This window comes from Bacteroides sp. AF25-38AC (assembly GCF_003602995.1).
GTDB classification, from domain to species: Bacteria; Bacteroidota; Bacteroidia; order Bacteroidales; family Bacteroidaceae; genus Bacteroides; species Bacteroides uniformis.
This window is the reverse complement of the sequence record NZ_QTMD01000013.1, coordinates 1-12174: the sequence shown is the minus strand read 5'-3', so window position 1 is coordinate 12174 and position 12174 is coordinate 1. Positions and strand designations below refer to the sequence as shown.

Here is a 12174-nt window from a genome sequence, read left to right as displayed (position 1 = left end):
GTCAAATTGTAAATAAATAGTGTGTTATGAAAAAGACATTAACTGTAAATTTAGGTGGAACCGTTTTCAATATTGATGATGACGCATACCGTCTTTTGGATAATTATCTGAGTAATCTCAAGATGCACTTCCGCAAGGAAGCCGGTGCCGACGAGATTGTAGATGATATTGAACGCCGTATTTCCGAACTCTTTGCCGAGAAATTGTCGGCCGGTTCGCAAGTAATCACGATAGCCGATGTGGAAGAGGTGATTGCCCGCATGGGAAAGCCGGAAGATATGGAGGCGGAAGGAGAGAGTGCTAGTGCCGATTCCGGCAGCACGAGTGCCGGGGGCAGCTATGGTGCCGGTGCTTGGAACAGCAATACCGCTTATGGCACTACACGCCGTCGTCTATACCGCAATCCGGATGATAAAATGCTGGGTGGTGTCATCAGTGGAATGGCTGCCTACCTGGGATGGGATGTAACTTTACTTCGACTGTTACTGCTTGTCATCTTGATTTGTGGGGTAGGGACATTGATACCGGTCTATATCGTGTGTTGGCTGGTTATACCGGAAGCCCGCACAGCAGCCGAGAAGTTGAGTATGCGTGGCGAGGCCGTTACGGTGGAGAATATCGGAAAGACGGTGACGGACGGTTTTGAGAAGGTTGCCAATGGGGTGAATGATTATATGAGGTCGGATAAACCCCGTACTTTCTTGCAGAAGTTGGGAGATGCATTGGTGATGATTGTCGGCTGGTTCTTGAAAATCTGTCTGGTGATATTTGCCATTATCTGCAGTCCGATACTGTTTGTGTTTGGAGTGGTATTCGTGGCGCTGTTGTTTGCTGCGATAGCGGTGGCTGTTGGTGGTGGTGCAGCTCTCATTTCCCTTTTCCCGATGGCTGATGTGGTACTGCCTACTTCTCCGCTATCTGCCATTGTGATGTACATTGCAGGAATCTTGCTGGTAGGAATTCCTTTGGTCAGTCTTGTATGGGCCATCTTCAGTCAGATATTCAAATGGCAGCCGATGAACTCCGGTTTGAAGTGGACGCTGGTTATCCTTTGGATTGTAAGTGCAGCTTGCTTCGGAATCTGTTTTGCAGTGCAGGGGGCTACTTTCCCGGAATTGGGTATCTTTAATTTCTGAGAATAGTAATTTCTTTTTTAATTGATATCGTGTTTGTAGAAATCTGATTTCTATAAACACGATATTTTTTTTTCTTTGGATGTAATTAGTTGTTATACAGTGAAATATTGCGTTTTGGACAGATGTTTTTTAAACGTTCGTTTAATGAACGCAAAGATAACGTGTATTTTTGAATCTCGCAAAATGTTTAATAAAAATATTCTATAAAACTCTCTTTAATGAGCATAATACGTTGTCAGTAAGTCTATTGCATATTATTTCTCTAACTTCTTCCTTTTACTAATTTTTAAGTAATCTTCCCTCTTTAATTTTCTTAAATATTGACGTTCAAAAAACGAACGTCTATTGAACGCTTTTTGCTTGCAATAGATTCGTTTACAGCATTTTACCTGTCAGGTAATGAATGACTGCAAAAAATCTGTTGACAAGAAGGGCATAAAGCTTGTCGTATTCTACATAAAGTGTCCGCAAGTAATTGAATTTCAAGTGTATGCAAGAGATTCAAAGCCCCAGGAGAACACCCTTGTCTGAACAAAAGCATAAAAATGGGAATAGAGAAAGAGGCTGAAATCTGGTATGCTATGCGTGCCACCTACCGCAGAGAACCGGATGCCATGCGTCTGCTCAAGAAAGAAAATTTGGGCTGTTTCATTCCTATGCAATACAAGATATGTATAAAAAAAAGGAAAAAAGTCCGTGCTTTGGTTCCGGTCGTTCATAATCTGCTTTTTGTCCATGCCCGTCCTTCCGATGTGCAGCGTGTAAAATCTCAAGTCACTTATCTGCAATATATTACCGATACCCGCAGTGGGCAGAAGATTATTGTCCCCGACAGTCAGATGCAACGTTTCATTGCCGTATCCGGCACTTACGATGATCATCTTCTTTATTTTCAACCGGATGAATTGAACTTGTCCAAAGGTACCAAAGTCCGGATTACCGGCGGTGAATTTGAGGGGCAAGAGGGTGTGTTTCTGAAGGTGAAAGGTGCACGTGACCGTCGCGTGGTTATCGAAATACAAGGTGTCATAGCTGTTGCCATGGCCACTATCCACCCCGATCTTATAGAAGTAATCGGCTGAACTTTAATTTTTAATTCTTAATTCTATAATTGCTTATGTCTCTTTCCGAAGAAGCAATCACTCTTCAGCGTGCTGCGCACGAACTGATGTATTTGGGTATGGACGGCAGTCCCGTCTATAGCGATGACTTGTCACGGCGGAACGGTGAGGTCTACCGTCTTACCATGGCTTTGTACCGGTCGGGTGTAAAAGGCACTACCATCGAAGAGCAGGCAAATGTCTGTCTTGCCCTTCTTATGGGTTACAGCGCCTCTTTTGTCGACCATGGCGAAAAGCAGCGGCATGTCCAGAAAGTGCTGGACTGTTGTTGGGATGTGCTCGATGCCCTTCCCGCTTCCTTACTGAAGCTCCGTCTGCTTACCGCCTGCTACGGTGAAGTGTTCGACGAGTCTTTGGCCGACGAGGGCCGTTCCATCATCGCCTCCTGGGATTCCTTATCACTTACTCCCGAACAGCAGGAAGCGGTTGATGAGTTTCAGAATGTGACAGACAATCCCTATCCGTGGGAATATATCGATGAATAAAACTTTTCATTATAATGCTTAACAATAAATCCGTATTGATTACCGGAGGAACGGGTTCCTTCGGAAAGAAGTTTGTGGAAACCATTCTCCGTGATTATCCGCAAGTAAAGAAAATCATTATTTACTCCCGCGATGAGCTGAAGCAATTTGAGCTGAAACAGAAATATCCCGGTCATAAGTATCCGCAACTGCGTTTCTTTATCGGTGATGTCCGTGACCTCGAACGTCTGACGCGGGCTTGCGAAGGAGTGGACGTGATTATCCATGCAGCCGCCATCAAGCAGGTGGATACCGCTGAATACAATCCCGAAGAGTGCATCAAAACCAATGTACACGGTGCGCAGAATGTGATAAAGGCTGCTCTTGCCACCGGTGTACAGCATGTGGTGGCCCTTTCTACCGACAAGGCATGTGCCCCCATCAATCTTTATGGAGCCACCAAGCTCACTTCCGACAAGCTGTTTACTGCTGCCAACAATATCAGCGGTTCCAAGAACATCAGGTTCTCCGTAGTCCGTTATGGTAATGTGATGGGTTCCCGCGGTTCCGTAATCCCTTTCTTTATCAACAAGCGTGACAACGGGGCGAAGGAACTTCCCATAACCGATATGCGTATGACCCGTTTCAACATTTCACTGGAAGCCGGTGTCGCTTTGGTTATGTATGCCATCGGACATCACCTGGGTGGCGAAATCTTTATTCCTAAGATTCCTTCCTATCATATCCAGGACGTGGCTACCGCCATTGCACCCAATCTGCCGCAGGTGGAAGTGGGCATCCGTCCGGGAGAGAAGCTGCATGAGGAGATGATTACTGTAACCGATGCTCTTGATACAATCGATTTGGGCAGATATTATGTCATTCTTCCTTCCGTATCTTTCAAGCACAGTCGCGAAGAGTTCATCAGACATCACAATGCAGTACCCGTTCCCGACGGTTTCCACTACAGCAGTGACAACAATACGGAGTGGGAGACTGTAGAGACTATGCGCGAGAATATCAAGAAATACGTTGACCCTAATTTCGAGGTGAAATGATAAGCAAGCCTATTCCATACGGTCGTCAGCATATCACAGATGAGGATATCCGGGCAGTCATCGATACCCTGAAAAGCGATTACTTGACACAAGGTCCCAAAATCAGGGAATTTGAAACGAAATTTGCCGAATATGTAGGTGCACAATATGCCGTAGCAGTGAACAATGCCACTTCGGGGCTTCATCTTGCAGCTACCGCACTGAATGTAAAGCCGGGCGACAAGGTGATTGTCACTCCCATGACCTTTGCTGCCAGTGCCAACTGCATCCGCTATTGTGGCGGCGAGGTGGTATTCTGTGATATTGACAAGGATACTTACCTCATGGATATCCGTAAACTCGAAGCCATGCTTAAAGCTTCTCCCCGCGGTACTTACAAAGGTATTGTTCCGGTTGATTTTGCAGGCTATCCTTTGGATCTGGAAGAGTTCAGAAAGCTTGCCGACGAGTACGGCTTGTGGATTATCGAGGATGCCTGTCATGCTCCCGGTGGCTATTTCATGGACAGTAAAGGCAAGAAACAACATTGTGGCAACGGTTGTTTTGCCGACTGTGCCGTATTCTCTTTCCATCCCGTGAAACATATCGCTACGGGTGAGGGAGGCATGGTGACCACCAACAGCAAGGAGCTCTATGACAAGCTTTGTCTTTACCGTACGCATGGCATTACGAAAGACCCTGCTTTATTGCACGAGCATCATGGTGGCTGGTATTACGAGATGCAGGAGTTAGGCTACAATTACCGTCTGACTGATTTTCAGGCTGCCTTGGGTATTTCTCAGCTGGAGCGTGCGAAAGCAGGTCTTGAACGTCGCCATGAAATCGTAAGACGCTATAATGAAGCATTTTCCAGAATAGATGGTATCAAGACTCCATTCAATGCTGCCGATGTCTATCATGCTTATCACCTTTATATCATTCAAGTGTCTGACCGCTTGGGCCTTTATAATTATCTGCACGAGAACAATGTTTATGCGCAGGTTCATTATGCTCCGCTTCATCTGATGCCTTACTATCAGCAGTGGGGAAATAGGAAAGGCGATTTGCCTATAGTAGAAGAGTATTACGAACATTGTCTGAGTCTTCCGATGTATCCCACGCTGACGGACGAGGAACAGGAGTATGTGATTAAAAAGGTTATAGAATATATAAAACAATGATTACTTCCATTCCTATTGAAGCTATTGAAAAGCAGCTTTTGCAGCAACTTTCCTCTTTTTTCTTCTTGAGTGAAGAAGATGAGATGTTAATAAATATAAAAATGGGGGGGGTAATTTCTCGTTGTGAATATTGTTTTTCCCGTACGAAAAATAAGTATTACTCATGCGACGGAGAGACATACTTCAACCCTTATCAAAGTGCACAATATACAATTTTTCTCTATTTTTTTGCTAACACCATTTCTCAAGATACTGATAACCGTTTATTGGCAGATAAGTTGTATTATTTGAATAAAATAATGAATGGGTGTGATTTGTATCATGAGGTAAATCTTCCTCATTATTTTACGTTGGATCATCCGGTCGGTAGCGTTATGGGACGGGCTGAATATGGTGAAGGATTCAGTTTTGGGCAAAATTGTACGGTGGGAAACAATAAAGGAATTTATCCGGTTTTAGGTGAAAATGTGCGGATGTGTGCAAATTCTTCTATTATCGGTAACTGCCGGATAGGTGACAATGTGATTATCGGGGCAAATTCTGGTGTGAAAGATGAGGATGTGCCGGACAATTCAATTGTTTTCGGGTATTCTCCCCATTTAATTATAAAGGCTAAACGATGAAAAATATCTGTATTATTCCTGCCCGTGGCGGCAGTAAACGTATTCCGCGTAAGAATATCAAGCCCTTTATGGGTAAACCTATCATTGCATATTCCATAGAGGCAGCTTTGCAGAGCGGACTTTTTGACGAAGTAATGGTTTCGACCGATGATGAAGAGATAGCGGAGATAGCTTGCGGATACGGGGCCAAAGTTCCTTTTATGCGCAGTGCTGAGACCTCGAATGATTATGCCGGTACGGCCGATGTAATTCTTGAAGTTTTAGAGATGTATAAAGAGCGAGGCAGGGAATTTGATACAGTTTGTTGCATTTACTCAACAGCTCCTTTTGTCACTCCTGAAAGGCTTCGGGAAGCATACGGAAAAATGAATTCGGAGATTGACTCCGTTTTCACTTGTGTGGCTTATTCCTATCCTATACAGCGTAGCCTTCATATTGTAGACGGGAGAATCGGTATGGTTTATCCCGAATACATGAATGCACGTTCCCAAGATTTAGAGCCGATTTATCATGATGCCGGCCAATTCTATTTCTCTCGTACTGCTCCTTTTGTGGAGAGCCGGACTTTTTGGGGGAAGAACACAGCCGGACTGGTACTTTCCGAACTCGAAGTGCAGGACCTCGATACGCTGACCGACTGGACATTGGCGGAAATGAAGTATGAGTTACTTCATAGATGATGTAATGCAGAAAATCTATTTCCGTGCCGACGCAAGCGCTACCATCGGCTACGGTCACTTTATCCGTACTCTGGCTTTGGCCGATATGCTGAAGGACGATTTCGATTGTACCTTCTTTACTTGCCATCCTACCTCATATCAGGTAAGTGAGATGGAGAAGGTATGTCCTTTCATCCCCTTGCAAGAGGAAACGCATTCTGCTGATTTCCTTTCCCATTTGCAAGGTGATGAAATTGTGGTGCTCGACAATTATTTCTTCACTACCGATTATCAGCGTGCCATCAAGCAAAAAGGCTGCCGCCTGGTGTGCATTGACGATATGCACGACAAGCACTATGTGGCTGATGTCGTGATTAACCATGGTCAGACCAATTCTGCACTTTTCGACGTGGAACCTTACACCAAGCTCTGTTTGGGATTTGATTGGGCATTACTGCGTAGCCCGTTTATAGAAGCTGTAAACAAACTCTGTTCTTGTGCAAAACGTAGTACGGAAAGTATAACCATTACTTTTGGTGGTGTGGATTCCTTTGACTTTACTGGCCATTACATTCGTGAAGCTATGCAATTGCCTACTGTCAGCCAGATAACTGCAGTGGTAGGTGATGCTTATCAACCTCAAAAGCCGAGGGTACGGGATAGGCGAGTGTCTTATTGCTCCAATTTAACAGCGCAACAGATGGCCGAACTTTTTTGTGCTTCCGATTGGGTAATCTGTTCAGCAAGTACTGTGAGTCTCGAAGCCATTGCTTGTGGTGCCAAGTTGGCTGTAGGTTGGTATGTAGATAATCAGGCTGATTATTATTCACTGTTAACCTCTACTGGAGGAGTTCTTCCTTTAGGAAATATTAAGGATAATCCCATACCTCTGACATCTTTAGAGATTGCTGGGGTTGATAACTTGCAGATACAAGGTGGTATTCGTGAACGCTATATTAATCTGTTTGAAGAATTGGGAAGAAGTGTGCATTGACGATAATCGCATTCTTTTTGGAAAAATTCTCATAATGGACAATTGATGCAGGAATAGAACAGATAATTTTAATTATTTAGCAATTGAATGATACAAATAGACAAACAAGCGGTTTATAAATATCATGGTTATGTTTTCCAACACTTCTCTATTTTGTCGGAAGAACTCCTAAAGCAAATATTGGATTGGAGGAATACTTTTGAGATAAGGCAGTTTATGTATAATACAGATGTAATATCTCTTGAAAATCACTTGAATTTTACGAAAACCCTTGCTCAACGAGAAGATTGTTACTATTGGTTAGTAACAAAAGATAATGTTCCCTATGGTGTCTTCAATCTGACCAATATAGACCATGAAAGAAGAATCGCTGAATTAGGCTATTATATGGCACCTTCCCAAATGAAAAGTGGAGGGGGACTTGATTTTGTTTATACTATTATCTGTTTTTCTTTTGAGGTTGCAAAATGTACAAAACTGGTAGGTTCAATTGATATAAACAATACCGATGCATTGTTATTGGATGAGTTTTTAGGCTTTGTTTTGGGTGATACGGTGGAGTCCGACGGATGTTGTCATAACCGGAAATTCATTGAATGGGAGCTTTCAGAACTTCATTATAGAAGTATTACAGTATATAGAAATGATATACGTAAATTGGTCCGCTTTATTAGAGATAAACGCAAATAGAGAATCATGTTATCAAATTTTCATTTTCACCATATAGGATACGCTGTTACCAGTATTGAAAAAACAATGTATTATTACATTGATGGGGGATATTCTTGTTCATCTGTGATATTTGATCCAATACAGAATGTAAATATCTGTTTCCTTACAAAAGAAGGAGAGCCTATGATTGAACTTCTTGAACCTGTTGATGAGAATTCTCCAATCAATAAAAATCTTGAGAAGAATGGAGTTTGTCCGTATCATTGCTGTTATAGTGTAGAAAATATAGAAGATGCCATCGCACGGCTTCGTAAAATGAGGTTCATGGTGGTAAGCTATCCGGCAGAAGCAGTAGCTCTCAATAATCATCGGGTAGCTTTTCTCTATAATAAAGATATCGGTTTAATTGAATTATTAGAACAAAAATGAAATTCTTTATTTTTAGAAACAATACGCTGGAAAATATCTTCGGCACAGACGAAGTGGAGTATTCTGGTTACGAAGATATATCATATATACCTCAAAATACATCTTTGTATTTGTGGATGTATCAAATACCCATAAGATGGAATCAGAAGCAACTGGCTGACGAAATTGATGCATATATTAGAAAAATGCAGCTTGTTTTCTCGCAGGTTCCACAAGGGAAAGAATTTGTAGCATTCACATTGGTAGACATCTTTCCTACGAGATTTACTGATGCCAATTTTATTGTAAGGGAGGCTATCGTCCGGTATAATACCCAACTGTATAATATGGCTGGAACGAATGTAAATTTTAAGGTGATTGACTTTTCTGAGTTTACTTCCCGTTATAGGTCAGAGGAATTGATTGGATGGAAATTCTATTTTATTTCTCAAATGTATATATCTTCTAAAATTACTAGTGAATTTGCTACATGGGTAGACTCTAAAATACAGAATATAGCTTTAAAGAGAAAGAAATGTCTCATTCTTGATTTGGATAATACTTTGTGGGGTGGAGTCCTTGGCGAGGAAGGCATTAATGGTATACAAATTGGCGGGGATTATCCAGGTAAGGCATTTTTGTATTTTCAGGAAGCGCTGTCTGCGCTAAGTAAAGAGGGTATTATTTTATCTGTTTGTAGTAAGAACAACGAAGAAGATGTATTCGAAGCTTGGGAGCAAAATCCGTTTATGGTTTTAAGGAAAAAAGATTTTGTTGCTATTCGTATAAATTGGAATGACAAGGCTTCGAATATCGTGGAGCTGTCTAAAGAGCTGAACATAGGTCTTGATAGTATGGTGTTCATTGATGACAATCCGGCAGAGCGTGAATTAGTAAAACAGACCTTGCCTATGGTGGCTGTCCCGGACTTTCCAAAACAAGCATATATGTTACCGCAGTTTTTCATGCAATTAGTTCGTGAATATTTTGAAGTTTACGAAATTACCGGTGAAGATAAAAAGAAAACGGAACAATATAAGGCAAATGCGGAACGTACACGCGAACAAGCCAAATTCTTAAACTTTGAAGATTTTCTTCGTTCATTAGAAATTAAAATTGAGCTTCAGAAGGTTGACTCATTCAATATATCACGAATTGCTCAGATGACGCAAAAAACAAATCAGTTTAATTTAACGACCCAACGTTATTCTGAGGCTGATGTCAGACAACTTCTGGATAATCAATGGAAAATCTATTGCATCAGAGTTTCAGATAAATTTGGTGATAATGGTATCACGGGAGCAGTTTTCATCACTGATAATAGTATTGAGAATATATTGCTTAGTTGTCGTATATTAGGTAAAGGTATTGAAACGGCTTTCATTAAATTTGTATTTAAATTGTTGGTTGAGGATGGTGTGTCAGCTTTAGAAGCAAAATTTATTCCTACTCTCAAAAACAGACAAGTGGCTGATTTTTATGACCGGCTTGGCTTTTCTGTGATGCGAGTAGAAGAGGGTGTTAAATACTATATGGCGAATATTGACAAATTAGATTTGTCAATACCTGATTATTATTCAATAACAGTTAAACAATAAAGTTATGATTACGAATGAAGAAATAATGGATGTGATGAGAGCTGTTTTAAAAACAGATGTAGATGAGAGTACCTCTCAGAATAATTGCGAAAAGTGGGATAGTATGAACCATTTGAATCTGGTTATAGAATTGGAAGATACTTTCGAAGTAGAGTTTGAGCCTAATGAAATCAGTTTGATGAAATCTTTCTCTGACATCAAAAATATTATTGCAAACAAGTTACAATAAGAACCATTATGGGAAAAACATTTATCATAGCCGAGATGTCGGCGAATCATAATGGCAGCAAGCAGATAGGCATAGAAACAATTCGTGCTGCCAAACGTGCAGGTGCAGATGCTATTAAGCTCCAAACATATACAGCTGATACCATAACGTTGGATAATGATAAAATGGAGTTTATGGCTGATTCTACAAGTGTTTGGGCCGGCATGCGTTTGTACGATCTCTATAAGCAAGCCTATACCCCTTGGGAGTGGCACGAAGAATTGTTTCGTGTGGCCAAGGAGGAAGGACTTATCTGTTTTTCATCACCGTTTGATAAAACTGCGGTAGATTTCCTGGAATCCTTGGGCAACCCCATTTACAAAATTGCCTCTTTTGAAATTACGGATATTCCTTTAATAGAGTATGCCGCCAAGAAGATGAAACCGATGGTGATGTCTACCGGCATTGCCACTGAAGAAGACATTCAGTTGGCTGTAGATACTTGCCGTGCGGCGGGTAATGATGATATTACGCTGTTGAAATGCACCTCCTCTTATCCTGCTCCCATTGAGGAAGCCAATCTGTGCATGATAAAGGCTTTAGCCGAGCGCTATGGAGTGAAGTCCGGTTTGTCCGATCATACCATTGGCAGTGTGTCTGCCGTAGTGGCTGTGACACAAGGTGCAACCATGATTGAAAAGCATTTTATTATCGACCGTAGTATTGGCGGCCCCGATGCCTCATTCTCAATGAACGAGCAGGAGTTTGCCCAAATGGTGAAAGATATACGCATGGCCGAAGCGGCTATCGGCTCAGTATCGTATGAACTTACCGATAAAATGAAGTCGGGAAGGGAGTTTTCCCGTTCGCTTTATGTAGCCGAGGATATGAAATCCGGGGAAGTGATTACAGAGCAGAACGTTCGCTCCGTTCGTCCGGGCTTCGGTTTGCACCCCAAGTATCTGAAAGATATATTAGGAAAGAAAGTAAATCAGGATTTGGAGAAAGGAACGAGATTTGCATGGGAGTTCGTGAATAGTTAGAGGTCATCAAAAAAGAGAATATTGTTACTGTAATTCTTAAAAATAAAACTATCTTTGCGGTAGTCTAAACACTAAAAACATAGTCTATATGAATCGCAAGGAATTGGTGAAACGTCTGAAATATATGATAAAGAGTGTTGCTCCCAACTCTCAAACTATTCTTTATGGTTCTGAGGCACGTGGAGAGGCAAAACAGAATAGTGACATTGATATTCTGATTTTAGTGGATAAAGATACAGTTTCTCCTATGGAGGAGGATGTCATTACTGCTCCAATATATGATTTGGAAATAGAAACAGGTACTATTATTAGCCCGATTGTGATGACTCGTAAAGCTTGGGAGGCAGCAAAGAGAAAGACTGTATTTTATTATAATGTAATGAAAGATGGTGTGTTGCTGTGATGGAAGAGGATATAAAGCGTGATATTGTCAATTATAGGCGTCAAAAGGCATGTGACTTGATGCATGATGTTGATGTCTTGATAGATAATGAACTATGGAATTCTGCTGTAAATAGGATGTATTACGCTTGTTTTCATATGGTTTCAGCATTGTTGATTTTGCATGGAATTGAAGTGAAAAGTCACATGGGAGTTCGACAAGCTTTTGGACTTCATTTTGTAAAGACGAATTTGTTGTCGTCTGAATGCGGGCGCATCTTTTCTAAAATTTACGATAAAAGGCAGTCAAGTGATTATGATGATTTCAAAGAGTTTACCAAAGATGAAATTGATAATTTGTATCCTCAGATTTCATTCTTGATAAGTGAAGTTGATAGATTGATTACAGAAAAATAGATTTCCTTCTTCCCCTCTTTTTTATTATCTTTCATCCCCCTTCGTTAGGAAAATACGAACAGATTTTGTTCCTTTGCAAGTAAACAATGCCCCTACGGAACGAATGACAAATATCACCCCATTGCTTTACCAAAGCGGGTATGTGACGATAAAGAATTATTCTCCGCTTACACATGTAAGCAGTCAAAAATTGGCTCATAATTGAAATCTCTATCTTCGCTGCGAACAAAAA

The 12174-nt window shown here is 41.3% G+C and carries 15 protein-coding genes; all 15 read left to right on the top strand.

Translation table 11 applies throughout. The features are described from left to right. Positions 1 to 26 precede the first annotated feature (26 nt). The 15 genes from DWY55_RS10395 to DWY55_RS10325 all read left to right on the top strand — a co-directional run bounded on the left by DWY55_RS10395 (position 27) and on the right by DWY55_RS10325 (position 11942). Positions 27 to 1136 (top strand): PspC domain-containing protein, encoded by a 1110-nt coding sequence (locus DWY55_RS10395; protein WP_117878167.1) that lies wholly within the window; start codon positions 27 to 29, stop codon positions 1134 to 1136. Between the two features lie 545 nt (positions 1137 to 1681). Beyond that, the gene (locus DWY55_RS10390) at positions 1682 to 2218 is read left to right on the top strand and encodes a UpxY family transcription antiterminator (RefSeq protein ID WP_117878165.1); all 537 of its coding nucleotides are present in this window, start codon (positions 1682 to 1684) and stop codon (positions 2216 to 2218) included. 35 nt (positions 2219 to 2253) lie between these two features. Then, a complete protein-coding gene (locus tag DWY55_RS10385; protein WP_009038601.1) occupies positions 2254 to 2742 on the top strand; it encodes a UpxZ family transcription anti-terminator antagonist in 489 nt (162 codons plus the stop codon). Between the two features lie 14 nt (positions 2743 to 2756). After that, on the top strand, positions 2757 to 3779 hold the full coding sequence (gene pseB / locus DWY55_RS10380; RefSeq protein ID WP_022400702.1) for a UDP-N-acetylglucosamine 4,6-dehydratase (inverting): 1023 nt from the start codon (positions 2757 to 2759) through the stop codon (positions 3777 to 3779). Then, a complete protein-coding gene (gene pseC, locus DWY55_RS10375) occupies positions 3776 to 4939 on the top strand; it encodes a UDP-4-amino-4,6-dideoxy-N-acetyl-beta-L-altrosamine transaminase (protein ID WP_117878163.1) in 1164 nt (387 codons plus the stop codon). Before pseB ends, pseC begins: the two co-directional genes overlap by 4 nt. Continuing rightward, on the top strand, positions 4936 to 5562 hold the full coding sequence (locus DWY55_RS10370; protein WP_120178075.1) for a transferase: 627 nt from the start codon (positions 4936 to 4938) through the stop codon (positions 5560 to 5562). The genes pseC and DWY55_RS10370 overlap by 4 nt, the downstream gene beginning before the upstream one ends. Continuing rightward, positions 5559 to 6242: a pseudaminic acid cytidylyltransferase gene (gene pseF / locus DWY55_RS10365; RefSeq protein ID WP_008663346.1), complete on the top strand. Its 684-nt coding sequence runs from the start codon at positions 5559 to 5561 to the stop codon at positions 6240 to 6242. The genes DWY55_RS10370 and pseF overlap by 4 nt, the downstream gene beginning before the upstream one ends. Further along, on the top strand, positions 6223 to 7215 hold the full coding sequence (pseG, locus tag DWY55_RS10360) for a UDP-2,4-diacetamido-2,4,6-trideoxy-beta-L-altropyranose hydrolase (protein WP_008663348.1): 993 nt from the start codon (positions 6223 to 6225) through the stop codon (positions 7213 to 7215). The genes pseF and pseG overlap by 20 nt, the downstream gene beginning before the upstream one ends. A gap of 87 nt (positions 7216 to 7302) precedes the next feature. Beyond that, complete coding sequence (gene pseH / locus DWY55_RS10355) at positions 7303 to 7905, top strand: UDP-4-amino-4,6-dideoxy-N-acetyl-beta-L-altrosamine N-acetyltransferase (RefSeq protein ID WP_008663350.1); 603 nt, start codon at positions 7303 to 7305, stop codon at positions 7903 to 7905. A 6-nt stretch (positions 7906 to 7911) separates the two neighbouring features. Further along, entirely contained in the window at positions 7912 to 8316 is a 405-nt protein-coding gene (locus tag DWY55_RS10350) for a VOC family protein (RefSeq protein WP_009038594.1), read from the top strand. Continuing rightward, complete coding sequence (locus DWY55_RS10345; protein ID WP_008663352.1) at positions 8313 to 9893, top strand: HAD-IIIC family phosphatase; 1581 nt, start codon at positions 8313 to 8315, stop codon at positions 9891 to 9893. The genes DWY55_RS10350 and DWY55_RS10345 overlap by 4 nt, the downstream gene beginning before the upstream one ends. A gap of 4 nt (positions 9894 to 9897) precedes the next feature. After that, positions 9898 to 10122 carry an acyl carrier protein gene (locus DWY55_RS10340; protein ID WP_008663354.1) on the top strand — a complete coding sequence of 75 codons (225 nt, stop codon included), beginning with the start codon at positions 9898 to 9900 and terminating at the stop codon, positions 10120 to 10122. A gap of 8 nt (positions 10123 to 10130) precedes the next feature. Next, positions 10131 to 11144: a pseudaminic acid synthase gene (pseI, locus tag DWY55_RS10335; RefSeq protein ID WP_117878161.1), complete on the top strand. Its 1014-nt coding sequence runs from the start codon at positions 10131 to 10133 to the stop codon at positions 11142 to 11144. A 79-nt stretch (positions 11145 to 11223) separates the two neighbouring features. Continuing rightward, positions 11224 to 11547: a nucleotidyltransferase domain-containing protein gene (locus tag DWY55_RS10330; RefSeq protein ID WP_371413541.1), complete on the top strand. Its 324-nt coding sequence runs from the start codon at positions 11224 to 11226 to the stop codon at positions 11545 to 11547. Then, on the top strand, positions 11547 to 11942 hold the full coding sequence (locus DWY55_RS10325; protein ID WP_034529826.1) for a HEPN domain-containing protein: 396 nt from the start codon (positions 11547 to 11549) through the stop codon (positions 11940 to 11942). The genes DWY55_RS10330 and DWY55_RS10325 overlap by 1 nt, the downstream gene beginning before the upstream one ends. The last annotated feature ends 232 nt before the right edge of the window (positions 11943 to 12174 follow it).